The sequence below is a fragment of the Saccharopolyspora mangrovi genome, assembly GCF_035320975.1.
Classification (GTDB): Bacteria; Actinomycetota; Actinomycetes; order Mycobacteriales; family Pseudonocardiaceae; genus Saccharopolyspora; species Saccharopolyspora mangrovi.
Genome location: NZ_JAWLNX010000009.1, coordinates 229,254 through 256,128 on the forward strand (window position 1 = coordinate 229,254; position 26,875 = coordinate 256,128).

The following is a 26,875-nucleotide window of genomic DNA, read 5'->3' on the forward strand; positions in this document are numbered from 1 at the left end:
CTCCGCTCGGGTCAGAAGCGGTAGTGCAGGAGCCTGCCCAGGCGGTTGAGGGTGGGGACCTTCGACATGGCGCGGAAGGCGAGCCTGGCCGGGAGCGGGTAGCTCGCGAGCTCCGGGGCGTCGAGGAACGAGATCTCCGAGACCAGGTGCAGGCCGAGGGGTTCCAGGTCGCTCGGGTCGTCGATGCCCCAGTGCAGGCGGGAACCGGAGCGGGTCACGGCCGGGTTGGCGACGTTGTTGAGGTGGATGCTCACCGTGTTGAACGCGTCGAAGAGCAGCTCACCGCTGGGGAACCGCTCGACGACGCGGCGCAGCAGGGACAGGCCGTCCGGCCTGGTCAGGTACATCGTCAGACCTTCGGCGACCACGAGGACCGGCCGGTCGGACGGGATCTCGTCCAGCAGGTCCGGATCCGTCACCGACCTGCCGAGGGTGTGCCGGTTCTTCGAAGCCGGGAACAGCCGCTCGCGCAGTTCGACGACCTCGGGTTGGTCGACGTCGTACCACTCGACATCGGCCGGCGGGTCCACTCGCTCGAACCGGCTGTCCAGGCCGCAGCCCAGGTGCAGCACGGTCATCCCCGGGCGCAGCGCCGCGCGGACCAGGTCGTCGAGGGCCTTGGCGCGCACGGCCACGGAGATCGCGTTGTTCGCGCGGAACCCGAAACCGGTGAAGTCGTAGTCGATGCGGCGCACCGCGTCGTCCGCCCACCGGTCGTGCAGCATCGGCTCCGCGGACCGGTTGTCCAGGGCGCGCAGGTACAGCGTCGCGAGCATGGTGGCGGCCGGGCCGGTGAGCTCGACCGGGATCCGCTTCTCGCGCTCGAAGCCGAAGCGCACCACCCGCATCGCGTCGCGCAGTGGCCGCACCGCGTTCATCGCCCCGGCGATGCGGCGCTCGCGCGGTGCCATCTTGGCGACCCCGGGCAGCGTCGTGACCGGCACCGATCCGCGCAGGTGCAGGCCGGGAACCTTGATCTCCAGGTCCTCCGGGTCACCGACTCCCCAGTGGAAGCGCGCGCCGGTGCTGCGGAGGAAACCCGAGTACTTCGCGGCCCGCACGGTCCACGGCGCGACCACGTCGAAGAGCATCTCGCCGTAGCCGAACCGCTCGACCAGCCGCCGCAGCAGCGCGATCCCGTCCTCCTCCGCCAGGTTCGGGGTGAGGCCTTCGGCGATGACCAGCGGCGGCCGCCCGGCCGGAACCTCGTCCAGCCAGCCGGTTTCGGTCACCGACGCCGCGATCGTGCGGTGGTTGTGCCGAACCTGCGGGTAGAGCCGGTCGCGGAGCTCGACGACGTCGGGCAGGTCCACGTCGAACCACTGCGCCTCGGCGGGCACGTCGAGCCGGAACGGCCGGGAGTCCAAGCCGCACGCCAGGTGCAGCACGACCGCGTCCGGGTGCGAGGCGAGGAAGTCGCGGGCGCGGTCGTCGATCTCCTTGGCGCGCAGGACTACGGCCATCTCGTCGCCGGGATCGAGCCGCAGCTCGCCGAAGTCGAAGTCGATGCGCGCCACCAGCTCGTCGGCGGCGTGGTCGCCGAGCACCGGGTCGACGCGGCGGCTGTCGAGCGCGCGTGCGTGGAGGGGACCGAGGAGCGTCTGCTGCGCTCCGGTCAACCGGATCTGTTCGGCCACGGCGCAACGCTACTGCGCGACGGATCCGAACGTCCGCCAACAACGCGTAAAAAGGGCTCGGCGACCGCGGGACGGTCGCCGAACCCTGAGGATCACACCGGGGAGATGCCCCGCTCGCGCATCCACGGCAGCGGGTTGATCTTCTTGCCGCCCCCGTTCCACACCTCGAAGTGCAGGTGGGTGCCGGTGGAGAAGCCGCGGTTGCCCATCGTCGCGATCTGGTCGCCGGCCTTGACCTTGTCGCCCTCGTCAACGGTGATGGTGTTGACGTGGCCGTAGACGGTGATCGTGCCGTCCTCGTGCTGGACCCGGACCCACAGGCCGAAACCGCTGGCCGGGCCGGCTTCGATGACGACGCCGTCGGCGACCGACATGATCGGCGTGCCCTTGGCGTTGGCGATGTCGATGCCGTAGTGGGTGGTGCCCCAGCGGCCACCGAACCCGGAGGTGAAGTTGCCCATCGCCGGGACGTGGAACTTCGGCTGCTTCGCGGCTTCTTCGGCGGCGCGCTGAGCCTTCTCGCGCGCCTGGGTGATCCGCTCGCTCTTGGTCAGCTTCTCCATCTCGGAGCTGACGTCGGAGCTCTTGGCGACCGGGAGCATGGCGGGCGCGGGGGCGCTGCCGCCCATCCCGGTGTGAGCGGGGGAGTCCTCGGCCATCGCGGTGTTGAACGAACCCGCGGCGCCGGAGGCGTTGAAGTCATCGCTGTCGGGGGAGGCGTTTCCCTCGCCTGCTGCCAGCGATTGGCCCGCTGCTGCGAAGGCGCCCGCCGCTACTGCTGCGACGACGACGCGACCGCGCCAGGCCGATGCTGTTGTTGCACCCCGGCTCCGATCCCGCGCACTGGAGGGGTCGTCGGGGGACACCTCCGGATAACCGGGAAAGGGTCGTTCGCCGCCGGGGGAGCGGTGGTGAGCCAATGCCTGCCCTTCCGTCTCGGGGAGCCTGATCTCGCGGGCCCGGAACGGGGATTTCCGGGTGCCGGTCGGGGAACCGGCCGAAGGTTGTCCTTCGTGATCAGACCGTGACAACGGACCGGGGGACAGTAACGAAGCTGATCCCCTAGGGGCAAATCCCGATCTGTTACGCGCCGGGCACCGCGCGTGTTCGAAACACCCTTCGCCGGGCGGATTGTCAGTCCTCCCCGGACACTGGGCGTGGTCGTCGCGCAGCGGAGCCACCTGCGGGTTCGTGATCGCGAGCGGCGGTTCCGAACGGCCCAGCGGGTCGCGATCTCGGAACCGATTCGGACACGGGCGGGTGTCCTTTTGTGCTGCAAGTCACACCCCAAGAGCGTCTTGTCGGCGAGCTGAAAATGCTCCGTTCGGGTGCTGCCCGGGCGTGTCGGCCCGCGGTGACCCCGGAGGGCGACAACGGGTGGTGTCCGGAATCGGTCACCCGGTTGCTAGCGTCTGCGCGGTGACTGCGCGGCCTGACCTCCCGTCCGGTTCGTCTGCCTCGGCGGATTCCGCCCGGGCCACGGACCCGCGGCCAACGCTCGGCACGTCGGCCCGCCTGCGAGCCGCGATCGTGCTCGCCTTCCTCGGCGCCGCGCTCACCGGGATCGGACCGCTGCTCGGGCTGACCAGCCCCGCCGTCCCCGCCGCCTACCCCGCCTGGCCGCTGCTGCTGGTGCTCGCGCTGCTCGTGCCGGTGCTGGCCGCCGCGTTCGCGCGAGCGGGCAAGCCGGTCGCCGCCGCCGCTGTGCTCGTCGGCCCGGCCGCCTTCGCGCCCGGCAGGCTCGGGCAGGACGTCCAGTTCGCCGCCGACGCGGGCCTGGCCGCGCGCCCGGAACTGCTCCAGACCACCTCGCTGCTCACCTTCGAACCCGGCGTCGGCTGGTGGCTGCTGGCCGCCGGACACGTCTTCGCGTTGCTCGCAGGGGTTCTCGCCACCTGGAGGGCCCGCGAGTCCGGAGCCGGGTCGCACCGGCAGGGCCTGCTGGCGATGGCGCTGTGCGCCGGAGTGCTGGGGGCCGTGGCGGTGCTGATGGCGCCGTTCGCCTCCGACGACCCGTACCTGCCGGCCGAAACCGCCCTGGACGGGCCGCTTCCCGTGCTCATCGGCAGCGCGCTGCTGGCCGTCGCGGTGCCCTGCGCCGCCGGTCTGCTCGCCGGTTCCACCGATCCGGAGTTCGCCCGCGGCGGGCTGCTCGGCGTGGCGCTGTCGCTGGTCGCGGTGGTCGTGCCGCCGCTGGTGTCGGTGCTGGTGCTCGACGAGCTGAACTTCGCCTGGGGCCCGCTGCTCGGCCTGCTGGCCGCGCTGGCGCTGCTCGTGCTCTCCGTCGTGGCCGGACGCGGAGAGCGGGCCGAGAACGTCGACGACCTGCGGCTTCCCGCGCTGACCAGGCTGCTCACCCTCGCCGGGGTGTTCGCGCTGCTGGCCGGTGCGGTCGCGGTGCTGGCGGCGCTGACGCCGCACGTCGCCATGCCCTACGGGCTGCGCGACCCGTCGGAGTACCCGGCGCGGATGCTGCTGCCCGCCGGGATCCTGCTGGTCCTGGTCGGTGCCGGGATGCTGCTGCCGAAGGTCGCGCCGCTGCTGCGCCCGGTGCTGACCGTGCTGTGGGCGGTCGTCCCGCTGGCCGCAGCGGGGTCGCTGGACGCGGTGTTCACCGCCGTGCAGGCCGGGGCCGGAGCGGCTCTGGGCGCCTGGGCCGCCGGCCTGTCGGTGCTGCTGGCGGCCGTCGCCGCGGTGCTCGCGGCGATCGCCGGAGCGGTCGAGCGCGACGACGTCGACCTCACCGAGATGGCGATGCGCCGCCTCGTGCTGGTCCCGTCGCTGGTCGCGCTGGTGCTCGGCGCCGGGGCGTTCAGCCTGCCGGTGCTGACCGCGCCCGACTACAGCGCGCCCGGCGTGTTCACCGACTTCGGCACCACCTCGTGGGGGCTGGTGCTCGCGCTGGCGGCCGTCGTCGGCGCGACGGTGCTCGCCCCGATGTGCCGCCCCGCGCAGGCCGCCGCGCTGCTGTGCGGCGCCGCCCTGCTGGTCGCGGTGCGCGCGCTGGAGTTCCCGCTGACCGCCGGGCGCCTGCCGGGGGCCGCTGCCGGACTCGGCCTGTGGTTCGCGGTCGGGGCCGCCGTGGTGCTGCTCGGCACGGCGCTGGCGGCCCGCGCCACCGCCGAACCGACCAACTGAGTTCACTCGCCCGGCCGTCTTGTGGGGGCCGTCGCGGTGCCCGAAACTGGGCTGCACGCCGTCACGGCGCCTGTTCCGTTCGTCACGCGAACGCAGATATCGCTCCTGCCGCACAAGGCGATTCCCCGTGTTGGACGGGTCGACCCAGGCAGACGCCCTACCTCAGGTGAGGCAGTTCACCAGGTGCGCCGCCCCATGCGTCATCGCAGGTCGATATCGTCACCGAGTCCGACACCGACGTCGCAGGAGAGTCGAGTGGACCTGTACGAGTACCAGGCGAAGGAGCTCTTCGCCTCCCACGACGTGCCGACGCTGCCCGGCACCGTGGCGACCGACCCGCAAGGGGCCAAGGCAGCAGCCGAAGAACTCGGCGGGCCCGTAGTCATCAAAGCCCAGGTCATGACCGGTGGCCGGGGCAAGGCCGGTGGCGTGAAGCTGGCCGAGAACCCGGATGAGGCCCAGACCAAGGCCGAGGCCATCCTCGGTCTGGACATCAAGGGCCACATCACCAACAAGGTGCTGGTCACGACCGCCTCCGACATCGCGGAGGAGTACTACTTCTCCTTCCTCCTCGACCGCGCGAATCGCAACTTCCTCGCGATGGCCTCGGTCGAGGGCGGCATGGAGATCGAAGAGGTCGCGGCCACCAAGCCCGAGGCTCTGGCGAAGATCGCGATCGACCCGATCGAGGGCGTCGACCTGGACAAGGCGAAGGAGATCGTTTCCGCCGCCAAGTTCCCGGCCGAGGTCGCCGACCAGGTCGCCGACGTGATCGTCAAGCTGTGGGAGACCTTCGTCGCCGAAGACGCCACTCTGGTGGAGGTCAACCCGCTGGTGAAGGACCCCGAGGGCAAGATCATCGCCCTCGACGGGAAGGTCACCCTCGACGAGAACGCCGCGTTCCGCCAGGCCAAGCAGGCCGAGCTGGTGGACAAGGACGCGGAGAACCCGCTCGAGGCCAAGGCCAAGGAGAAGGGCCTCAACTACGTCAAGCTGGACGGCGAGGTCGGCATCATCGGTAACGGTGCCGGGCTGGTCATGTCCACGCTGGACGTCGTGGCCTACGCCGGCGAGAAGCACAAGAACGTCAAGCCGGCGAACTTCCTCGACATCGGCGGCGGCGCCTCCGCCGAGGTCATGGCCGCCGGTCTGGACGTCATCCTGGGCGACTCGGACGTCAAGTCGGTGTTCGTCAACGTCTTCGGTGGAATCACCGCCTGCGACGCCGTTGCCAACGGCATCGTGCAGGCGCTGAAGATCCTCGGTGACGAGGCCACCAAGCCGCTGATCGTCCGCCTCGACGGCAACAACGTCGACGAGGGCCGCCGCATCCTGGCCGAGGCCAACCACCCGGTCGTCACCGTGGTGGACACGATGGACGGTGCGGCCGACAAGGCCGCCGAGCTGGCAGCGGGGGCGTGAGGCGATCATGGCTATCTTCCTCAACGAGAACAGCAAGGTGATCGTTCAGGGCATCACCGGCTCTGAAGGCACCAAGCACACCGCTCGCATGCTGCGCTCCGGCACCAACATCGTCGGCGGTGTCAACGCCCGCAAGGCCGGGCAGACCGTCGAGATCGAGGGCAAGGAGCTCACGGTCTACGGCAGCGTTCAGGAGGCGATGAAGGAGACCGGCGCCGACGTGTCGGTCGTCTTCGTGCCGCCGAAGTTCGCCAAGGACGCCGTGATCGAGGCGATCGACGCCGAGATCGGCCTGGCCGTGGTCATCACCGAGGGCATCCCGGTGCACGATTCGGCCTACTTCTGGGCGCACGCGAACGCCACGGGCAACACGACCCGGATCATCGGGCCGAACTGCCCCGGCATCATCTCGCCCGGCAAGTCCAACGCCGGCATCATCCCGGCCGACATCACCGGCTCGGGCAAGATCGGTCTGGTGTCCAAGTCGGGCACGCTGACCTACCAGATGATGTACGAGCTGCGGGACATCGGTTTCTCCAGCGCCGTCGGCATCGGTGGTGACCCGATCATCGGCACCACCCACATCGACGCGCTGCAGGCCTTCGAAGAGGACCCGGAGACCGAGGCCATCGTGATGATCGGTGAGATCGGTGGCGACGCCGAGGAGCGCGCGGCCGACTACATCAAGGCCAACATCACCAAGCCGGTGGTCGGCTACGTCGCGGGCTTCACCGCGCCGGAGGGCAAGACCATGGGTCACGCGGGCGCCATCGTCTCCGGTTCGTCGGGCACCGCCTCGGCGAAGAAGGAGGCCCTGGAGGCCGCGGGCGTCAAGGTCGGCAAGACGCCGAGCGAGACCGCCAAGCTGATGCGCGAGATCGTCAAGGGCTGAGACCCGCATCGACCTCGTTCGTTCGGGGCCGGGTTCCCCCGGGGAGTCCGGCCCCGACGGCTTTCGCGGGCTGGGCGCTGGCGGTGGCCGGTATTCGGTACCGTCGATCAGCACGCCCGATCGAGTGCTTTCGAGGAGTCCGACCAAGCCATGTCCGCGCCGTATCCGCAGCAGTCGAACACCGACGGTGGCCGTCGTTCTTTCGAGCTGAAAGAAGTCCTGGCGATGGTGGCGGCCGGTGCCGGCGTCGTCGGCTACCTGCTCGGCTTCTTCGACGACGGCGTTGGTGCCCTGATGGGCAGCATGGCCGGGTTCGGCCTGATCTGCTCGGCCGCGCTGGCGGGACTGCGGTTCGTGCCGAAGACGCCGGACGCGCTGTTCGTGTCCGTCCCGCTGTCGGCTTACGCCGCGCTGGCGCTGCTGCAGGACGTCGTCCGCAACACCGCCTCCGGCCTGGTCGCGGTGCTGATGGTGCTGGCGCTCGCGCAGCTGGCCGCCGTGGTCGGCGTGCTGCTGATCGAGGGCGGCGTGATCAAGTCCGGCCCGACGAGCTCGCAGCCCAAGCCCTACGGCCAGCCGCCGTTCCCGCAGGGCCAGCGCGGTCCGGGAGGCCCAGGTGGTCCCGGCGCTGCGCGGCCTGGTCCCGGTGGCCCGCCCGCTCCTGGCTGGAGCCCGCAGGGCCAGCCCGGCGCCCAGTTCGGCGGACCCCCGCCGTGGAACCCGGCCGGTGGCCAGCCCGCCCAGCAGCCTTCGGGTAACCGGAACCCGTCCTCCGACGGGTTCGCCACACCCAACCCGGACTCCAGCGGCCCGCACCAGCGACCCGCGAGCCAGTCGGGCCCGATCCCGCAACCCGGCCCGCAGCAGCCGTCCCAGAGTGGCCAGCAGCAGCCCAAGACCGACTCGGACGGCGGCGGACCGCAGGGCACTCGCCAGATGCCGCACCCGGGAGCCAACCCGCCCGCCTTCTGATCGCCCGACCCCGGTGACGGTTCCCTTTGCCCGGACTGCTCCGGCGAGAACTGCCCTGCGTCCCGAGCTCTGACCGGCGGTCCATCGCCCGATGGGCGGAGGCGCTGGCGTGTTCGGGGCCGTTCGGAGCAGCGGTGGTGCGACATTCGGTCGCGTGTCTGCGCTGGATCCGATCCCCCATGCCGTGGCCGCGGGCCATTCCGACCGGAAACCGGGGCTGCGGCGGTGGCTGTTCATCGCCGTCGTCGGCGCGGTGCCCCTGATCGGTTTCCTGGCCGTCGCAGCGCTGCTCGCGCTGGTCGTCGGCATCGCCAGCGGGGCGAGCTTCGACCCGGTGCTGATCCTGATGGCCGCGCTGCCCGGCTGGCTGATGCTCTACCAGTCGCCGCTGGTGATCTCCGGCGCTCCGCTGAGCGTGCTGCCGATGCTGCCCACGATCGGCGTGGTGCTGCTGGTCGCGGTGGCCTCGGCGTTCGTCGCCCGCCGGTGCCGGCTGCGGCGCCCGGACCAGGCGTGGCCGGTGATCGCGACGATGGCGCTGGTGCACGCGTTCGTGGGCGCGGCCTTCGCGCTGCTGCTGGGCGGCCCGTTCAGCGCGGTTCCGGTGGAGGCGTTCCTGAGCTGCGGGCTGACCGCCGCGATCGCCGCGACGGCCGGTGTCGCCAACCGCTGCGGCCTGTTCTACCTGCTGTGGGAACGCACCGACGCGTACGTGTGGACGGGCCTGCGGATCGGCCTGCTGACCATCGCCACCGTGGTCGCGGTCGGTGCGTGCGTGCTGCTGGTCGCGATCGCGGTGTCGGCCCCGGAGATGGCCGCGTCGATGGCGCGGATGGGCGGTGGCGGGGACGCCGTCGGCGCCACCGTGCTCTCCCTGCTGTACCTGCCGAACGCGGTGCTGGCGGGCTGGTCCTTCGCCGCGGGCAGCGGTTTCTCGATCGGCGCGCAGGTCGTCCAGCCCCTGCAGCACGCTCCGGGACCGCTTCCGGACCTGCCGCTGCTGGCGGTGCTGCCCAGCGAGGGCCCGGCGGTGTGGTGGTCGGCGGTGCTGCTGCTCCCGCTGCTGGTGGGGATGCTGATGGGCCTGGTCGCGCGGCGCGTTCCCGGCCCGCTCGGCCGCCGCCTGGTGGTGGTGCTGGTCGCGGCCGGTGTGGCCGCGCTGGCCGTGCTGGCGCTGGCGGCCGTCGCCGGTGGCCGGCTCGGCAACGGCCCGATCGGCGAGGTGTCGTTCCACCCGGTCGGCCTGGCGCTGGCGACGCTGTGCTGGCTGGCGATCCCGGCGCTGGCGATGACCTGGCTGGGCGGAGCGGACGAACCCGACGACCCGGCGCTGAGCGCCTTCGCCACCGACGGGTTCCACGACGAGGAGGACATCGATCCAGAACCGGCGCCCGACGAGCCGGACGAGGACTTCGACTACACCGACCTCGACGACCTGATCGCCGAAATCCCGGTCGCCCGCGCGGAATCCGACTCCGAACCCGACTCCGCTGACGACGCCACCGCGGACGAGTTCGACGCCGAGCCCGGCGAGGAGGAGCCCGCGCCGCGCGACCGGCGGTGAGCGCTGCGCCACTCGCCCGGGCCCTGCCGGAGCCGACCCCGCAACCAGGTCTTACGCTGCGGGGGAGATCGTGCCGAGGCATGTCAGGAGCGAACGCTGAACCCGAGTACGCCCGACCAGCCGAGCACCGCCGCGCACCCGAACCGGATCACGACCGCGAACCCGGCGCGGGTGGTCGTGCTCGTCTCCGGTTCCGGCACCCTGCTGCAGGCCCTGCTCGACGCCACCAGCGAACCCGACTTCCCGGTCCAGGTGGTCGCCGTCGGCGCCGACCGCGACGAGATCGAGGGGCTGGCCCGCGCCGAGCGCGCCGGCATCCCCACGTTCGTCCGCAAGGTCGGTGACCACGCCTCCCGCGAGGAGTGGGACCGCGCGCTGACCGAGGCCTGCGCCGAGCACGAGCCGGACCTGGTGGTCTCCGCCGGGTTCATGAAGCTCGTCGGCGCCGACTTCCTGGCCCGCTTCGACGGCCGATACCTCAACAGCCACCCGGCGCTGCTTCCCTCGTTCCCCGGCATGCACGGGGTGCGGGATGCGCTGGAGTATGGAGTCCGCGTCACCGGCTGCACCCTGTTCGTGGTGGACGCCGGTGTGGACACGGGGCCGATCCTGGCCCAGGAAGCCGTCGAGGTGCTGCCGGAGGACGACGAGGCGAGCCTCCACGAGCGGATCAAGGCCGTCGAGCGGCGGCTGCTGGTCGGCACTCTGCAAAAGCTGGCGTTGCACGGGTGGACCGTGCAGGGACGGAAGGTGAGTATCCCGTGACCGCGAACTCCCAGGAGCGGCGCCCGGTTCGCCGCGCGCTGATCGGCGTGTCGGACAAGTCGGGCCTGCTGGAGCTGGCCACCGGGCTGCACGCGGCCGGGGTGGAGATCGTCTCCACCGGCGGCACCGCGCGTGCGATCGCCGACGCCGGCGTGCCGGTCACGCCCGTCGAGGAGCTCACCGGCTTCCCGGAGGCGCTGGACGGACGGGTCAAGACGCTGCACCCGCGGGTGCACGCGGGCCTGCTCGCCGACCTGCGCCGCGAGACCCACGCCCAGCAGCTCGAAGATCTGGAGATCGCGCCGTTCGACCTGCTGGTGGTCAACCTCTACCCGTTCGTGCAGACGGTGGCCTCGGGCGCCGCGCAGGACGAGGTCATCGAGCAGATCGACATCGGAGGCCCGGCGATGGTGCGCGCTTCGGCGAAGAACCACGCCAACCTCGCCGTCGTGGTGGACCCGAGCCGCTACGAGTGGGTCCTCGAGGAGGTCCGCGCGGGTGGTTTCACCACGCCGGACCGGGTCGAGCTGGCCGCCGAGGCGTTCCGCCACACCGCGTCCTACGACGTGGCGGTCGCGTCCTGGATGAGCAAGGTCCCCACCGGCGACGACGCCGCTTTCCCGGGCTGGATCGGTGAGACCTGGCAGCGCCGCTCGGCGCTGCGCTACGGCGAGAACCCGCACCAGCCGGCCGCGCTGTACGTCTCGGGCGGGGAGGCCACCGGCCTGGCCGCCGCCGCGCAGCTGCACGGCAAGGAGATGTCCTACAACAACTACGTCGACGCCGACGCCGCGTGGCGTTCCGCGCACGACCACGACGAGCCGTGCGTGGCGATCATCAAGCACGCCAACCCGTGCGGCATCGCGGTGGCCGAGGACATCGCCGCCGCGCACCGCAAGGCGCACGAGTGCGACCCGGTGAGCGCCTTCGGCGGCGTGATCGCCACCAACCGCGAGGTGTCGGTGGCGATGGCCGAGCAGGTCGCGGAGATCTTCACCGAGGTCGTGGTGGCCCCCGGCTACGCCGAGGGCGCGGTGGACGTGCTGAGCAAGAAGAAGAACATCCGCATCCTGACCGCGCAGCCGCCGCAGAGCGGCCGGGTCGAGATGCGCGCGATCTCCGGCGGCATGCTGGTGCAGGGGGCGGACGCGATCGACGCCGAGGGCGACGACCCGGCGAACTGGACGCTGGCGACCGGTTCGCCGGTCGACGAGGCGACGCTGGCGGACCTGAAGTTCGCGTGGCGCGCCTGCCGCGCGGTGAAGTCCAACGCGATCCTGCTCGCCGACGCCCGCGCGACCGTGGGCGTGGGCATGGGCCAGGTGAACCGGGTCGACTCGGCCCGCCTGGCGGTCTCCCGCGCCGGTGAACGGGCCAAGGGTTCGGTCGCGGCCTCGGACGCGTTCTTCCCGTTCCCGGACGGCCTGCAGGTGCTGCTGGACGCGGGCGTGCGCGCCGTGGTCCAGCCGGGCGGCTCGGTCCGGGACAACGAGGTCATCGCTGCAGCGGAGGCGGCAGGGGTCCCGGTCTACTTCACGGGCACCCGCCACTTCGCCCACTGACCCCAGGTCGACATCCGACGAGCCCCGGACCCCGGTCCGGGGCTCGTCGCGTTCCCGGGGCTCTTCCCGGGTTCGAACTAATGTTCACCCGATCCGGCCATGTCCCTTGACGCACCCCGGCCGAGCGGGGTTAACTGTTCTTGTTCGAACTGAGGTTCGAGATCGGAAACGGCCGGTGTCGGGGTCGGCCGCTCCGATGGAGTTCGGCGCTGTGTTCCGGGTGCAGGCGCAGCGCTGACTCCACCGCTGCCTTCCCCGCAGCGGCTGTGTTCGTGGGTGCCCGCGCCGGGGTCGGGCACCCACCGCGGTCACGTATGTGGGGAGGGCGGCGATGTCCGCGATGGTGTCTTCGACGGCGCTGAGCGCGCCCACGGCTGACGGGGTGTCCGTGGGTGTGCTGCGCGTCGAGGCGGGCGGCGTCCCGGGAGCGGGCCGGGTGCTGCCGACGCGGGCGGAACTCGCCGCCGTGCTGCCGTGGCCAGGTTTGCGCCGCGGCAGCACGGTGGCGGTGCACGGATCGGTGTCGCTGCTCTTCGCGCTGCTGTCGGAGGCGACGGCGAAGGGTTCCTGGGCGACCATGGTGGGTTTGCCCGGCATCAACTTGGTCGCCGCTGCCGAGGCCGGGGTGTCGCTGGAACGGCTCGCGGTGGTGCCGCAGCCGGGCTCCGATCCGGCGGGCGTGATCGCCGCGCTGCTGGACGGCGTCGACCTGGTGGTGGTCGGCGGGACCGGCCAAGTGCTCGACGCCGATGCCCGGAGGCTTTCCGCGCGGGCGCGCAACCGAGGTTCGGTGCTGCTGCCGTTCGGCCGCTGGCCGGGTGCGGAGGTGCAGCTGCGCTGCTCCGGTGCGCGTTGGCGCGGGCTCGGTCACGGCCACGGTCATCTGCGGGAGCGCGACGTCTCGGTGCACGCCGAAGGGCGTGGTGCGGCATCGCGGCCGCGTTCCTGCCGGTTGCTGCTGCCTTCTCGCGACGGTTCGGTCGCCGGGGTCGAAGAACGCCCGGCCGCTCGGGCGCACCTGCGCGCGGTGACGGGGTGAGCGACGTGCCGGCCCGCAGGATCGTCGTGTGGTGCCCGGATTGGCCGGTGGTGGCCGCCGCGCGCGCTGCCGAACTCGAACCACTCGTCCCCGCAGCGGTTTTCGCCGCGAACCGGGTCGTCGCCTGCTCGGCGACGGCCCGGGACAGCGGTGTTCGCCGGGGGATGCGCCGTCGCGAGGCGCAGGGCCGTTGTCCGGAACTCGTCGTCTGCGAGCACGATCCGGCGCGAGACGTGCGGCTCTTCGAGCCGGTCGTGGTCGCCGTCGAGGAGCTCGTGCCGGGTGTCGAGGTCGTCCGTCCCGGCCTGGTCGCAGTGCCGGCGAGAGGGCCCGCGCGCTACTTCGGCGGGGAGGAGGCCGCCGCCGAGAAGCTCGTCGACGAGATCGACGCGCAGACCGGGGTGGAGTGCCGGATCGGTGTCGCCGACGGGCTGTTCACCGCGATCCTCGCCGCCCGGCACGCCCGGCACGTCGAGCCCGGTGGCAGCGGGGACTTCCTCGCTCCGCTGCCGGTCGAGGAGATCGAGCAGCTCGCCGACCGGCTCGGCCCGAAGCAGGCCGCGGAGCAGCCGGAGCTCGTGGACCTGTTGCGCCGACTGGGGATTCGCACCCTCGGGGAGTTCGCCGCACTGGGTTCGGCGGACGTGGCGACCCGGTTCGGCCAGGCCGCCCTGCTGGCCCACCGGGCTGCGGGAGGTCAGGAGGAGCGTCCGGTCAAGCGCCGCCGACCACCACCGGGCCTGGTCGTCACCGAGGAGCTCGACCCGCCGGTGGATCGGGTGGACCGCGCGGCGTTCGTGGCCAAGGCGCTCGCCGACGAACTGCACGCCAAGCTGGGCGATCTCGGTCTGGCCTGCACCAGGCTGGGCATCTCGGCGCGCACCGAGAACGGCGAGGAGCTGCACCGGGTCTGGCGCTGCGCGGAACCGCTGACCCCGGCGGCCACCGCGGATCGGGTCCGCTGGCAGCTCGACGGTTGGCTCAACGGGCGGAAGCGCGAGGGGCGCCCCACCTCCGGGCTCGGCGAGCTGAGCCTGCGCCCGGAAGAGGTCGTGGGTGCGGGAGGTCTGCAGCTGGACCTGCTCAGCTCCGCCACCGGCGAGGCCGCCGCTCGTGCGGGCCGGGCCTTCGCGCGGGTGCAGGGCATGCTCGGCCCGGAGGCCGTGCTGACCGGTGTCCTCGGCGGTGGCAGGGACCCTCGTGACCAGGTGCGATTCGTGCCGTGGGGAGATGAGCGGCGGGCTGCGCTGCCCGCCGGCCCGCCGTGGCCGGGCCGGATCCCGGCTCCGTCGCCGACGGTGGTGCCGGGTGAACCGTGGCCGGCCCGGGTGCTCGACGAGTCGGGCGAACCGGTGTGGATCACCGGCCGGATGGGGCTTTCCGCCGCTCCGCACCGGGTCGAGGTCGGTGGTGGCCGGTCGCGCGCGGTGGCCGGCTGGGCCGGTCCGTGGCCGGTGGCCGAGCGCTGGTGGGTGGACCTGCTGGCCGGTGGTTCCGGCCAGACCGCGCCGGAGTCGCAGGTCCCGCCGCGCGCCCAGGTCCGCCTCCAGGTCGTGCTGACCCCGGACGGGCTCGAGGACTCCGGGGAGGAGTCCGACGAGGTGGCGCTGCTGCTGGTGCACGAGCGCGGGGACTGGTGGGTCCAGGGGGCCTACCGATAACCAGGCGAACACTCGTTCGAGTGGATGTCCGGCCATTCGGTGGCGCTGATCGTTCGAACAGGAGTTCACTAGTTCCATGAGTTGGTTCAACCCGCCCCAGAGCTGGTCAGAGCTGGAGAAGGCGCTCTCCGGCAAGGTGATGCCGCGCGATCCCGGTCGTGCTGACGGCCCGTCGCCGCGACCTCGTGCGGCCCATCGCGAAGTCGGAAGAGACCCGGCGCCGCCCGGCGACCGGGTGCCCTACGCCGAGCTGCACGCGCACTCCAACTTCAGCTTCCTCGACGGTGCCGCGCACCCCGAGGAGCTGATCGAGGAGGCGGCGCGGCTCGGGCTGGAGGCCATCGCGCTCACCGACCACGACGGCCTCTACGGCGTCGTGCGGTTCGCCGAAGCCGCCAAGGAGCACGACGTGCGCACGGCGTTCGGCGCAGAGCTGAGCCTGGGGCTCACCCAGCCGCAGAACGGCATCCCCGACCCCGAGGGCGGGCACCTGCTGGTGCTGGCCCGCGACCTGGAGGGCTACGCCTCGCTGTGCCGGGCGATCAGCACCGCCCAGCTGCGCGGTGAGGAGAAGGGGCGCCCGGAGTACCGGCTGGAGGAGCTGGCCGCCGAGGCCGCCGGGCACTGGCAGGTGCTCACCGGCTGCCGCAAGGGCGCGGTCCAGACGGCCCTGGCCGCCGGGGGGAAGGACCCGGCGGCGGCCGAACTCGACCGGCTGGTCGGGCTCTTCGGCCGCGAGCACGTCACCGTCGAGCTCACCGACCACGGGCTGCCCACCGACTCGGTGCGCAACGACGCCCTCGCCGAGCTCGCCGAACGCGCCGGACTGTCCACAGTGGCCTCCACCGGCGCGCACCTGGCGCGGCCGGACCGGGCGCGGCTGGCCGGCGTCGTCGCCGCCGTCCGGGCTCGGCGCAGCCTCGACGACATGGACGGCTGGTTGCCCGCGTGGGCGGGCAACCACCTGCGCTCCGGCGCCGAGATGGCCGAGCGCTTCGCCCGCTACCCGGGCGCGGTGCAGCGGGCGGCGGAGCTGGGCAAGTCCTTCGCCTTCGACCTCAGCCTCGTCGTCCCGGAACTGCCGCCGTTCGACGTGCCTCCCGGCCACACCGAGGCCAGCCACCTGCGGGAGCAGACCTACCTCGGCGCGCTCGAGCGCTACGGCCCGCCGCAGGCGGCACCGGAGGCGTACCGGCGGATCGAGCACGAGCTGGCCGTGATCGAGGAGCTCGAGTTCCCCGGCTACTTCCTGGTGGTGCACGACATCGTCGAGTTCTGCCGGCGGGAGAACATCCTGTGCCAGGGCCGGGGATCGGCGGCGAACTCGGCGGTGTGCTTCGCGCTGCGCATCACCAACGCCGACCCGGTGCGCTACCGGCTGCTGTTCGAGCGGTTCCTCGCCCCGGAGCGGGACGGGCCGCCGGACATCGACATCGACATCGAATCCGACCGCCGCGAGGAGGTCATCCAGCACGTCTACGCCAAGTACGGCCGCACGCACGCCGCGCAGGTCGCCAACGTCATCGGCTACCGGCCGAAGTCCGCGGTGCGCGACGTCGCCCGCGCACTCGGCTACTCGCCCGGCCAGCAGGACGCCTGGAGCAAGGAGATCGAGCACTGGGGGCCGCTGCCGGAGGACTCCGAGATCCCCGGCGCGGTGCGCGAACTCGCCGACGAGCTGATGGGGTTCCCGCGCCACCTCGGGATCCACTCCGGCGGCATGGTGATCTGCCACCAGCCGGTCAGCGAGGTGTGCCCGGTGGAGTGGGCGCGGATGCCCGGCCGGACCGTGCTGCAGTGGGACAAGGACGACTGCGCCACCGTCGGGCTGGTCAAGTTCGACCTGCTCGGCCTGGGCATGCTCTCGGCGCTGCACTACGCCATCGACATGACTCGCGAGCACCACGGCGTCGACGTCGACCTCGGCGAGCTCGACCTGTCCGACTCCGAGGTCTACGCGATGCTGCGCCGGGCCGATGCGATCGGGGTGTTCCAGGTGGAGAGCCGCGCGCAGCTGGCCACCCTGCCCCGGCTGAAACCCCGCGAGTTCTACGACCTGGTGGTCGAGGTCGCGCTGATCAGACCGGGCCCGATCCAAGGCGGATCGGTGCACCCCTACATCCGGCGCCGCAACGGCGAGGAGGTCTGGGACTACGAGCACCCGCTGATGGAGGGCGCGCTGAAGAAGACGCTGGGCGTGCCGCTGTTCCAGGAGCAGCTGATGCAGCTGGCCGTCGACGTCGCCGGGTTCAGCCCGTCCGAAGCCGACCAGCTCCGCCGGGCGATGGGCGCCAAGCGCTCCGCCGAACGCATGGAACGCCTGCGCGACAGGCTCTTCGAGGGCATGGCCGCCAACGGCATCGGCGAGGAGCTGGCCGAGCACATCTACCAGCGGATGCTGGCCTTCGCCAACTACGGGTTCCCGGAGAGCCACGCGCTGAGCTTCGCGCTGCTGGTGTTCGCCAGCGCCTGGTTCAAGCACTACTACCCGGCGGCGTTCTGCGCGGCGCTGCTCAAAGCGCAGCCGATGGGCTTCTACTCGCCGCAGTCGCTGGTCGCCGACGTGCGCAGGCATGGGGTCGTGGTGCGCGGGCCGGACATCAACGCCAGCAGGGTGCAGGCCGATCTGGAACCGGACGCCACCAGCACCGGCGGCCGAGCCGTCCGCATCGGCCTGTCGTCGGTGCGCAAGCTCGGTGACGACCTCGCCGAGAAGCTGGTGGCCGAACGCGCTGCGAACGGCCCTTTCGACGACATGCCCGACCTGGCGCGGCGGGTGCGCCTCACCGCGCCGCAGATGGAAGCCCTGGCCACGGCAGGAGCTTTCGACTGCTTCGGCCTGACCCGGCGCGAAGCGCTGTGGAACGCCGCCGCGGCCGCCCGCGAGCGACCAGACCGGCTGCCGGGCACCACCGCGTCGTCGAGCTCCCCCGCCCTGCCGGGGATGGACGGCGTCGAGAAGGCGGCGGCCGACGTCTGGGCGACCGGGGTGTCCCCGGACAGCTTCCCGCTGCAGTTCGTGCGCGCCCGGCTGGACGAGCTCGGTGCCCTGCCCGCTGCTCGACTGTCCGAAGTGGAGCACGGAACCCGAGTCCTGGTGGGTGGAGCCGTGACGCACCGGCAACGCCCGTCGACCGCGGGCGGCATCACCTTCCTGAACCTGGAGGACGAAACCGGAACGGTCAACGTCGTCTGCTCACCCGGGCTGTGGGCCCGCTACCGGAAGGTCGGACGCACCAGCGCCGCACTGCTGGTCCGAGGAGTGGTGGAACGAACCGAGGAGGTGATCAACCTGCGGGCGGACAGGCTGCAAAAGCTGAACATCCAAATACCCTCGGAATCCCGCGATTTCCACTGAACTGTGCAAAAAGACTTCGTGGTCTCTTTGCTTGGCGGTGCGGGTAGCGGAACCTCAGACGCCTTCTGGCTCCGGGATCCGAGACTTATGTATGCCAAACGGCGCTACGGCTGTCCTCCCCAGAAGACGTCTGAGAACCCGCGGCGGTGCCAGGTGCTCAGGTGGGGTACTGAGAAACCGGCTTCGCCGGTTGCCTGACGGTGTTTGGGTTGGGCTTACGCGATTCCGCATCTGCGGATGGCCAGGAGCGCGAAGGTGCGGGCGCACTGCTCCAGGTCGGCGATGCTGACGTGCTCGTCGTGGGCGTGCGCGTAGCGCACGTCGCCCGGGCCGTACTGCAGCGTCGGCATGCCCGTGGCGGCGTACTGGCGCAGGTCCGAGCCGTACGGAGCGCCCAGCACCTCTGGGACGGAGCCGCCCGCGGCGACGATCGCCTCGCGGGTCTCGTCCAGCAGCGGGTGCCCTTCGGGGAACCGGCCGCTGGCGAAGATGCCGCCCGGCCAGGTGACCCGCACCGGGTGCTCGGCCAGCCACGGATCGGCCGCGCAGGCTTCGGCGACGGCGGCGGCGAACTCGGTCTTGGCCTGCTCCACGGACTCGCCGAGCCGCACGCCGTAGCGGCCCTCGGCCACCGCGAGGTCCGGGACGGTACTGGCCCAGTCACCGACTCGGGCCGTGCCGACCGACAGCGGGTACGGGATCTCCAGGTGCGCCACCAGCGGGTCGGGGGCGGCGTTGCGCCGGGCCTCCAGCTCGCGCAGCACCGGCAGCAGCTCGGCCAGCTTGTCGAGCGCGTTGACGCCCCGGTAGCGGGTGGAACCGTGCGTGCTCTGCCCGGGGACCTCCAGCCGGAACGTCAGCGAACCGCCGTTGGCGGCCACGATGGTGTTCTGGGTCGGTTCGGCGATGACGCACGCCTCACCGCGGTGACCGCGCTGCAGCGTGGCGAACGCGCCGAGGCCGCCGTCCTCCTCCGCGACGACCGCGTGCACCGCCACCGGCCGGGCCAGCTCGACGCCGGCGGTGCGCAGCGCCTTCAGGGCGCCGAGGAAGGCGACCACGCCGCCCTTCATGTCGCAGGTGCCGCGACCGGCGGCGATGCCGTCGGAGATGCGCAGCGAGTACGGGTCGCGGTCCGGCCAGCGGTCCAGGTCGCCGGGCGGCACCACGTCGGTGTGCCCGCAGAACACCAGCGCCGGATCCCCTCCGCCGCTGACCCCGACGCAGCCGTAGGCCTCGTCCCGGTCCGCCTCCTGCCCGGGGAAGTCGGGGTGCTCGGCGAGATCGCGGACGTCGATGCGCCAGTGGTCGACCTGGTGCCCGAGCGCGGAAAGCCGATCGGCGCACCACTGCTGCGCGTCGTGCTCGGCGGTGGTGCCGCCGACGCTGGGGATCGCCACCAGCTCGCGGAGATCGTCGACGATGCCGTCGATGTCCACGGCGTCCAGGGCGCGCTGTTCGGCTTCGGTGCGGGGCTCAACTGCGGTCACGGAGCTGAACCTAACGCGGCGCCCCCGTAGGAGGGGAGACCCGTCGGCAAATCGCCTCGAACACGGTGGAAGGGACCGGGGCGCCGGGCCTGAGTACCATTCCGGCGTGGCCGAAGGCGACAGCACCGAGCGTGAATTCGAGATCGGCAAGGACGGCCTGGGCGGCATCGTCGTGGGCATGGACGGCAGCCCGGCCAGCTTCCACGCCGCCGCGTGGGCAGCGGGTCTCGCCCGACGGGAGCGCGCGCGCCTCGTGCTGGTCTACGTCGAGGCCGTGGGCGGCGTCGCCTACTGGTCGCCGATGGGCGTCGCGGTGGCCAGCGAGGCCGCCGAGTCCCTGGTGGAGGAGCTCAAGCAAGAGGTCGTCTCGCACCTCAAGTGGGTGGACATCGACTGGGACTTCGTGCACCACCGGGGCGACCCGGCGGTCGGCCTGGAGCAGGTCGCCGAGCAGTACCGGGCCGATCTGATCGTCGTCGGCCGCTCCCGCCGCAGAGGCGGCCTCCTCGGCACCGTCCCGGCGACGCTGGTGGTCGAGGCCGTCCGCCCGGTGGTCGTCGTCCCGTAGCGGCGACGTTCCAGCTCGAACCGCGTCAGCGGTGCGAGAGGGTGTTGATGACGGTTCCGCTCGGGTCGCGGTGGAAGAAGCGCCGCACGCCCCAGGGCTCGTCGGTCAGCGGGTGCACGATCTCCGCTCCCCTCACCAGCGCAGCCGCGTAGGCGGCGTCGACGTCGTCGACCTCGATGGAGATGTCCGGGTGCTCCGGAGCGGTGGCGTCCTCGGTGATCAGGCTGAACTGGCGCATCCGGTCCTCCGGCGAGCTGAGGGTGACGATCCAGTCCATGTCCATCACCACCTCGAAGCCGTACAGCTGCACGTAGTGATCACGCGTCGCGGCGATGTCGGTGGCCTTGATGTTGGGCACCACCCGGTGGATTCGCACGGCACCTCCGGTGCTGTCGGGCGCTCGTGCCAGGGTGGGTGCCATGACGAGCGCGGTCGGCGAGGACTTCCAGGACGCGATTTTGCCGGACCAGGAGTGGTCCGGCCGGGTTTTCGAGCGGTGCGTGTTCACCGATGCCGACCTGACAGGGCTGAGCACCCGCAACTGCGTGTTCACCGACTGCGACTTCACCGGCGCCGACCTCAACGGCTCGAAGCACGTCGCCACCGCGTTCCGGTCTTGCAAGTTCGAGCGCACCGTGTTCGGCAAGACCAGCTTCGACGGCTGCAGCCTGCTGGGCTCCAGCTTCGTCGACTGCCGGCTGCGCTCGCTGAAGGTCCGCGAAACGGATCTCACCCTGGTCGCGATGGGCCGCTGCGACCTGCGCGACGTCGGCCTGCGCGGGACCCGCTTCCGCGAAGCGAACCTCACCGAGTGCGACCTGCGCGGCTGCGATCTCCAGGAGGTCGACTTCAGCGGCGCTCGCATGCTCGGCGCCCGCCTCAACAACGCCGACCTGCGGGACGCCCGCCTCGACGCCGACGCCCTCGTCCAGGCCCACCTCAGAGGAGCCCGGGTCGACATGAACCTCGCGCTCTCCTTCGCGGCAGCCCACGGCCTCCAGCTCGACTGAACGCGAAAGAGGGCCCCTCCCAGGCGGGAAGGGCCCTCTGTCGGTCGGTGCTCACTCCATCGGCGGGCGATCCGTCGCCGGCATCTCGGCGAGCGTGCCGTCGGCGATCAGGTCGCTGACGGCCGCCGGGAGCACGAACGCCGTGCCGCCACCGGGCTGCTCGAACCACGCGACCGCGGTTCCGCGCAGCGCCTGGATCGGGCGCTGCACCCGGTAGGCCGCGTAGGTGCGGTTCGCCCACTGCGGCGGAAGCGAGCGGTGCGTGTACGGCGTGCGCAGCGTGTACAGCACGTTGCCGTTGGGCTCGCCGAAGCGGTCCAGCTCGGTGCCCGGCTGCAGCATGACGATCCGGCGGTCCCGGTACAGCGTCAGCGGCGGTTCGCCGTTGAGCGGCTGGATCGGCTGCCCCTGCGGCGGCTGGCCGTTGTTCGGCTGCCCGTTGGGCGCGGCCTGCGGCTGGCCCTGCGGGGGCTGACCCTGCGGACGCGGAGGGCCGGGCGGCGGGCCCTGGCGCTGCGGACCGGCCATGCCGGGTCCGCCCGGTCCGGGACGGCGCTCGGCGCCACCGGCCGGACCCTGAGCGGGACCGGCGGCCGGGGGGACCGGGGCGTTGCTGTCCCGGCGCGGCTGGCGCTTGGGCAGCGGGTTGGAGCCCGGCGCGCCACCGGCCTGCGGCTGAGCCGGGTTCCCCGCGGGCGGGGACGGCGGAGCCTGCGGCGGGAGCGGGCGATCCATCGACGGCGCCGGCTGGAACCGGGTCGGTTCCTCGGTTGGCGGCGACTGCGGTGCCTGCGGAGCCGGGTCCTGGGGCGGTGCCGCGTCCTGGTTGGCGGTGAACAGCGGGTTCCCGCCGGTGCTCGGACCGGACTGCTCCGGTTCGCGCGCGGCGCGCTGGGGCAGTTCCGCGGCCTGCGGCGTGCGCTGCGGCAGGTCCGAGGACGGCTCCGGGTTGCGCTTGGGCAGCTCGGCGGCCGGTTCCGCGGACCGCTGCGGGAGGTCGGAATCCGGGGCACCGCGCTGCGGGAGCTCGGCGGATTCCGGCGTGCGCTGCGGCAGGTCGGCGGGATCCTGCTGGGCGCGCTGCGGGAGTTCGGACTCCTGCGAGCCGCGCTGCGGCAGGTCGTCGACCGGCTCGGCACCCCGCTGCGGCAGCTCGGCGGCCTCCGCCGCCGGGGCCGACGCCGTCGGGATGGCGGCCGGGACCGACGCGGCCGGCCGCTCCATCAGCAGCTGGCCGAGCAGGTACGCGGCGGCGTGATCGACGCGGGCGAACCGGACGTCCTCGGCGCCGGTGACGACCCAGTCGTCGCCGTCCTGCACCAGGCAGTGGGCGTCCGCGCTGCGGCTGCCCAACCGGTAGGCGTCGCTGTCGATCTGGAAGTCGGTCAGCCGGTCGTGCAGCTTGGCCAGCACTTCCTGGGAGTCGGGAGCGTCGTCGTCCTCGTCGAGGACGTGCCGGGAACCCGAGGTGGCCGGGGCGGACTCCTCGTCGGCCAGGGCTGCGGGCTCGTCGAGCTCGTCGACCTCGGGCTCGGTCGAGGCCGAGGAGGAAGAACCGATGGCTGCGGCGCCCACGGCAGCGGCCCCCACTGCTGCGGCGCCGGCACCGGCGGCGACGGCGGCGCCCGAGGAGCCGGACTCGGGTTCGTCGACCGGCTCGTGACCGGGCTGGTCCACGAGTTCGCTGACGGCCGCCTCGCGGGTTTCGTCGTCGACGTCGCCGACGGTGAAGCCGCGGCTGCGGACGTGGTCGACCAGCGCCGTTTCCGGCGGCATGCCGTACTGGGCGAGGTAGTAGGCCACTGAGCCCGGCCACAGCCAGGTGCCGTCGGTGTGCCAGGTGCCCGGGACGGTCTGGGCGCGCTCGGGGTCGAGGTGGTCCTCCTCGTTCTCCCGGGAGGCCAGCACCACCGGAGCGTTCTCCAGGTACTGGCGCAGCGCGCCGACCTCGTCGGCCGGGACGGGGCGGCGATCGGACACCACCGGTCGGCCCTCGTCGTCGACGTCGTCGAAGACGTTGGTGATCCGGAAGCGTCCCGAGCCGATCCCGGTGTGCTCCGCGGCCTCGTCCTCGAGTCCGGCGACCGTGTCGGGCACCACCGGGGCGTCCTCGGCCTGCTGGGATGCGGTGCCGTCGACCCGCTCCTGCATCCAGTCCGGGATGTTCTCCTCGGACCGCGGGTAGCGGCGGAGTTCGTCGACGTAGGCCGCCCGGGGCAGCGGGCGCTGCCACTGCGGCTCGGTGTCGAAGTTGATATCGATTCGGTAACTGGACGGGCGCTCGACGACGTAGAGCGCGCTCAACCAGGTGCCCACGTCGGGGCGGTACATGCCCTCGCGCAGGCGCTCGAAGATCTCTCGCAGCTCCACCGGCGGCTCGAGCGGGCGTGAACTGCCGTCCTGCGCGGTGAGTTCACCCAGCAGGTCGGTGTATTCGCCGGTGGCGCGGTACTCCACCGTGATCTCCTGCCAGTCCTCAGGAGCGCCTTGTAAGAGCAGAACACCGATCTTGCGGGCGATCTGCTCCTGCTCTTCTGGACTGATCGCTGTCGGACGCGACATGGGTGACATCCTCCCCCTCTCGACGAGGCAACCCGACTCCACCCCGCCGAAACGCTACTCGACGCGGGCCCGGCGTTGTGCGCTGTGTGTGACATCCGCGCCGCCGGTGATCGTCTTGTGGCGGTTTTCAAGATCGCCCCGGGCAAGACCGGCGATCTCGCCCCAGAGCTTGCCTGCTGAAAGTACGAAAGAACATCACACCACCAGGTGTATTGGATCAGCGAGGGGCCCCTCAAATTCAGTAGCGGTACGCCCGTGCCGAACGCCACAGTTATCACGTGCTACGTCCTTATCGACTACTGGCCGCCATCCCACACGCTCCGTCACTGATGGGCTTCGGCCTGCTCGCCCGCCTCTACATCCCGGCGCAGGTGATGGTGCTGACGTTCTTGATGGCCGAGTGGACCGGTTCGTACGCGATCGGCGGTGCCGTGTGCACCGCGATGACCATCGGGCACGCGATCGCGGGACCGGTGCGCGGCCGCGCCGCCGACCGCACTTCGGTCGCGAAGGTGCTGGTGGCGAGCGGGCTCCTCCAGTCGGCGGGGTACGTGGCGATGATCGCGACCGTGAGCTGGGTGGACCCGGCGCACTGGTGGTTGATGCTGCTGGTGGCGCTGGCCACGGGCCTGGCCGCTCCGCCGCTGGGGCAGGTGGCCCGCTCGATGTGGCCGCACATCGACTCCGGTGAGGCGCGCGAGGCCGCCTACGCGGTCGAGGCGACGTTGCAGGAGCTGCTGTACGTGGTGGCGCCGATGCTGGCCACGTTCGCGATCGCGGCGTGGAGCCCGTCGTGGGCGCTGGTGGGCTTGGCGCTGTGGGCCCTGATCGGTCCCGGCCTGTTCGCGGCGGCGCTGTGGCGCGCCGGGATCCGCGGCGGGCTGGGCGGCGACACCGCCCGGGGGCGCTCGGGCGGCCTGCTGCGGGTGCGGGGGTTCCTGTCGCTGATGTGCTTCTTCGGCCTGGTCGTGGGCGCGCTGGTCTCGGTGGACTTGGTGCTCGTCGGCTGGGCGCGCGGTCGCGGGGAACCGGAGCTGGCCGGTGTCATGGCGATGGCGTGGGCAGTGGGCTCGTTGGTCGGCGGCCTGGTGATGGGCGGGTTTCCCCGGTACCGGCTGTGGGTCCGCAGCGGACTGGCGGCGCTCGGCCTGTGCGGGCTGGCCGCGGTGCTGCCCCCGGTGTCGGCGGGTTCGCCGTGGGTGATCGGCGTCGTCCTGGCGCTCGGCGGTGCGGCGATCGCGCCGTTGCTGGCCGCGTCGAACGGCAGGCTCGCCGACCTGGCCCCGGTGGACCGGCGCGGCGAGGCGTTCGGCTGGACGACGACGGCGAGCACGATGGGCGTGGCAATCGCCAACCCGCTGGTCGGCTCGACGATGGACCTCGGCGGCCCCGCTGCGGCAGGCGCGACCTGCGCGGGACTGGCGGTGGCGGCCTTCGCCGTGGTCCTGCTGCACCTGCGGCGCACCGGCCCGTTGCCGCCCGCCGCGGAAGTGGTGGAAGAAACTGCGGACCGGCGAGGTCCAGCGGTGACCGATCTGCCACGATGAGCAGCTGTGAGCGCGACGATTCTCGACGGCAAGGCCACCAAGGACGCGATCTTCGAGGAGCTGCGACCCCGCGTCGCCCGGCTCGTCGAGCAGGGTCAGGCCCCCGGCCTGGCGACGATGCTGGTCGGTGACGACCCGGGTTCGCATTCCTACGTGCGCGCCAAGCACAACGACTGCGCGAAGGTCGGCATCAAGTCGATCCGCAAGGACCTGCCCGCCGACGTCAGCCAGGCTGACGTGGAGGCGGTCATCGATGAGCTCAACGCCGACCCGGAGTGCACCGGCTACATCGTGCAGCTGCCGCTGCCCAAGCACCTCGACGCCGGTCCGCTGCTGGAGCGCATGGCCCCGGCCAAGGACGCCGACGGCCTGCACCCGATCAGCCTCGGCCGCCTGGTGCTCGGCGAGGAGGCCCCGCTGCCGTGCACGCCGCGCGGCATCATCGAGCTGCTGCGCCGCCACGACGTCGAGCTCAACGGCGCGCGCGTCGCGGTCGTCGGCCGCGGCATCACCGTCGGCCGCCCGATCGGCCTGCTGCTGACCCGTCGCAGCGAGAACTCCACGGTGACCCTGTGCCACACCGGCACCAAGGACCTGACCTCGGAGATCTCCCGCGCGGACGTGGTCGTGGCCGCCGCAGGCGTGCCGCACCTGATCACCGCGGACATGGTCAAGCCGGGCGCGGCGGTGCTCGACGTGGGCGTGACCCGCACCGACGACGGCCTGGCCGGTGACGTGCACCCGGACGTCGCCGAGGTCGCCGGCTTCCTGTCGCCGAACCCCGGTGGTGTCGGTCCGATGACCCGCGCGATGCTGCTGACCAACGTCGTCGAAGCGGCCGAGCGCAACTTGGGCTGAGCTCGGCCCCGGGACTGGAGGAACGTGAGCGACTGGTTGCCGGACAGGTCTCGCCTGTCCATCCACGTGCCGTTCGGCCTGGTGTGCGGCATCGGGCTGATCGGGTTCCTGCTGGTGGCGCTGCAGCACTGGCGTCGCGGCACGGTCGTGCTCGGCCTGGCGCTGCTGGTGGCGGCGGGGTTGCGCGCCTTGATCCCGGACGACCGGGTCGGCCTCCTGGCGATCCGCAGCCGCGTGGTGGACATCCTCCTCTACAGCGGTTTCGGCGTGGTCATCATCGCCATCGCCATCACCATCAAAGGCCCCTTCGGCTGACGACCGCTGAAAAGGCAGGCGCCCCAACCGGGGCGCCTGCCTTTTTCACGTCCACACAAGACAGTCCACACCGGACCAACCCCCACGCGCCGACACCACCACCGGTGAAACCCCGAACACCGGCGTAATCAGGCCCCCGAATACCGCCGTATTCAGGCCCCCGAATACCGCCGTAATCAGGGCCCTGAATACCGGCGTAATCGGGAACCCAAACCGGAGTGGTCAGGGGACCGGACCACCGCGTGGTCCCGGGGCGAACCGCACCACGCGTCCCGGAGGAGCCGCCGGTGGGGCGGGTGGTGTCACGATTTCAATGAGGTGATCTCAGTAAGGTGCCTGGCAGGGGTGGCCGTGGGGTGATCGGTAGGGGTGGCAGAGGGCCTGCCTGATGGAGTGGGACGTGGGGGCTCCTGGTAGAAGAACTCCGACCAAAGATGATCTTCACCAGGTAAGGCCCCCACGTGATCACCTATCGTGCCATCCTCGATGTTCCTCGTGATCTCGCCCTGTATCTC

Annotated in this window: 20 protein-coding genes; 15 read left to right on the top strand and 5 right to left on the bottom strand. The window is 71.9% G+C overall.

Annotated elements, in window-relative coordinates; genetic code table 11:
* Positions 1-11 precede the first annotated feature (11 nt).
* Positions 12-1,637 carry a class I SAM-dependent methyltransferase gene (locus R4I43_RS15755; RefSeq protein ID WP_324266353.1) on the bottom strand — a complete coding sequence of 542 codons (1,626 nt, stop codon included), beginning with the start codon at positions 1,635-1,637 and terminating at the stop codon, positions 12-14.
* Positions 1,638-1,729: 92 nt separating this feature from the next.
* Positions 1,730-2,503: a M23 family metallopeptidase gene (locus R4I43_RS15760; protein ID WP_407691253.1), complete on the bottom strand. Its 774-nt coding sequence runs from the start codon at positions 2,501-2,503 to the stop codon at positions 1,730-1,732.
* A gap of 553 nt (positions 2,504-3,056) precedes the next feature.
* On the opposite strand from R4I43_RS15760, the gene R4I43_RS15765 reads away from it, so the two are divergent.
* The 10 genes from R4I43_RS15765 to R4I43_RS15810 all read left to right on the top strand — a co-directional run bounded on the left by R4I43_RS15765 (position 3,057) and on the right by R4I43_RS15810 (position 18,010).
* Positions 3,057-4,775 carry a hypothetical protein gene (locus tag R4I43_RS15765; protein WP_324266354.1) on the top strand — a complete coding sequence of 573 codons (1,719 nt, stop codon included), beginning with the start codon at positions 3,057-3,059 and terminating at the stop codon, positions 4,773-4,775.
* Between the two features lie 255 nt (positions 4,776-5,030).
* Complete coding sequence (gene sucC, locus R4I43_RS15770) at positions 5,031-6,197, top strand: ADP-forming succinate--CoA ligase subunit beta (protein ID WP_324266355.1); 1,167 nt, start codon at positions 5,031-5,033, stop codon at positions 6,195-6,197.
* 7 nt (positions 6,198-6,204) lie between these two features.
* A complete protein-coding gene (gene sucD, locus R4I43_RS15775) occupies positions 6,205-7,089 on the top strand; it encodes a succinate--CoA ligase subunit alpha (protein WP_324266356.1) in 885 nt (294 codons plus the stop codon).
* A 150-nt stretch (positions 7,090-7,239) separates the two neighbouring features.
* Positions 7,240-8,061, top strand: coding sequence for a DUF5336 domain-containing protein (locus R4I43_RS15780; protein WP_324266357.1), 822 nt, complete (start codon positions 7,240-7,242; stop codon positions 8,059-8,061).
* A gap of 154 nt (positions 8,062-8,215) precedes the next feature.
* Entirely contained in the window at positions 8,216-9,625 is a 1,410-nt protein-coding gene (locus R4I43_RS15785) for a cell division protein PerM (RefSeq protein ID WP_324266358.1), read from the top strand.
* Positions 9,626-9,796: 171 nt separating this feature from the next.
* Positions 9,797-10,390 (top strand): phosphoribosylglycinamide formyltransferase, encoded by a 594-nt coding sequence (purN, locus tag R4I43_RS15790; protein ID WP_324266359.1) that lies wholly within the window; start codon positions 9,797-9,799, stop codon positions 10,388-10,390.
* The gene (purH, locus tag R4I43_RS15795) at positions 10,387-11,952 is read left to right on the top strand and encodes a bifunctional phosphoribosylaminoimidazolecarboxamide formyltransferase/IMP cyclohydrolase (protein ID WP_324266360.1); all 1,566 of its coding nucleotides are present in this window, start codon (positions 10,387-10,389) and stop codon (positions 11,950-11,952) included. The genes purN and purH overlap by 4 nt, the downstream gene beginning before the upstream one ends.
* 331 nt (positions 11,953-12,283) lie before the next feature.
* Positions 12,284-12,991 carry a hypothetical protein gene (locus R4I43_RS15800; RefSeq protein WP_324266361.1) on the top strand — a complete coding sequence of 236 codons (708 nt, stop codon included), beginning with the start codon at positions 12,284-12,286 and terminating at the stop codon, positions 12,989-12,991.
* On the top strand, positions 12,988-14,652 hold the full coding sequence (locus R4I43_RS15805) for a DNA polymerase Y family protein (RefSeq protein ID WP_324266362.1): 1,665 nt from the start codon (positions 12,988-12,990) through the stop codon (positions 14,650-14,652). Before R4I43_RS15800 ends, R4I43_RS15805 begins: the two co-directional genes overlap by 4 nt.
* Positions 14,653-14,728: 76 nt before the next feature.
* Positions 14,729-18,010 carry an error-prone DNA polymerase gene (locus R4I43_RS15810; RefSeq protein ID WP_324266363.1) on the top strand — a complete coding sequence of 1,094 codons (3,282 nt, stop codon included), beginning with the start codon at positions 14,729-14,731 and terminating at the stop codon, positions 18,008-18,010.
* Between the two features lie 215 nt (positions 18,011-18,225).
* Here the strand turns inward: R4I43_RS15810 and R4I43_RS15815 are convergent, their stop codons facing one another.
* On the bottom strand, positions 18,226-19,500 hold the full coding sequence (locus tag R4I43_RS15815; RefSeq protein ID WP_324266364.1) for an ArgE/DapE family deacylase: 1,275 nt from the start codon (positions 19,498-19,500) through the stop codon (positions 18,226-18,228).
* A gap of 106 nt (positions 19,501-19,606) precedes the next feature.
* Between R4I43_RS15815 and R4I43_RS15820 the strand changes: the two genes are divergently transcribed.
* Positions 19,607-20,068: a universal stress protein gene (locus R4I43_RS15820; protein ID WP_125092946.1), complete on the top strand. Its 462-nt coding sequence runs from the start codon at positions 19,607-19,609 to the stop codon at positions 20,066-20,068.
* Between the two features lie 25 nt (positions 20,069-20,093).
* On the opposite strand, the gene R4I43_RS15825 is transcribed toward R4I43_RS15820, so the two are convergent.
* Positions 20,094-20,489, bottom strand: coding sequence for a VOC family protein (locus R4I43_RS15825; RefSeq protein ID WP_324266365.1), 396 nt, complete (start codon positions 20,487-20,489; stop codon positions 20,094-20,096).
* Here R4I43_RS15825 and R4I43_RS15830 point away from each other — a divergent pair.
* Positions 20,488-21,078: a pentapeptide repeat-containing protein gene (locus R4I43_RS15830; RefSeq protein WP_324266366.1), complete on the top strand. Its 591-nt coding sequence runs from the start codon at positions 20,488-20,490 to the stop codon at positions 21,076-21,078. The genes R4I43_RS15825 and R4I43_RS15830 overlap by 2 nt on opposite strands.
* Positions 21,079-21,129: 51 nt before the next feature.
* Here R4I43_RS15830 and R4I43_RS15835 read toward each other — a convergent pair whose 3' ends face one another.
* Positions 21,130-23,640, bottom strand: a complete 2,511-nt coding sequence (locus R4I43_RS15835; protein WP_324266367.1) for a glycohydrolase toxin TNT-related protein — start codon at positions 23,638-23,640, stop codon at positions 21,130-21,132.
* A 329-nt stretch (positions 23,641-23,969) separates the two neighbouring features.
* Between R4I43_RS15835 and R4I43_RS15840 the strand changes: the two genes are divergently transcribed.
* From R4I43_RS15840 to R4I43_RS15850, 3 genes are read left to right on the top strand one after another with little or no spacing between them, the layout of a single operon-like run.
* Positions 23,970-25,187: an MFS transporter gene (locus tag R4I43_RS15840; RefSeq protein WP_324266368.1), complete on the top strand. Its 1,218-nt coding sequence runs from the start codon at positions 23,970-23,972 to the stop codon at positions 25,185-25,187.
* A gap of 6 nt (positions 25,188-25,193) precedes the next feature.
* Positions 25,194-26,045, top strand: coding sequence for a bifunctional methylenetetrahydrofolate dehydrogenase/methenyltetrahydrofolate cyclohydrolase (locus tag R4I43_RS15845; protein WP_324266369.1), 852 nt, complete (start codon positions 25,194-25,196; stop codon positions 26,043-26,045).
* 24 nt (positions 26,046-26,069) lie between these two features.
* Positions 26,070-26,360 (top strand): DUF3017 domain-containing protein, encoded by a 291-nt coding sequence (locus tag R4I43_RS15850; protein WP_324266370.1) that lies wholly within the window; start codon positions 26,070-26,072, stop codon positions 26,358-26,360.
* Positions 26,361-26,875: the final 515 nt, after the last annotated feature.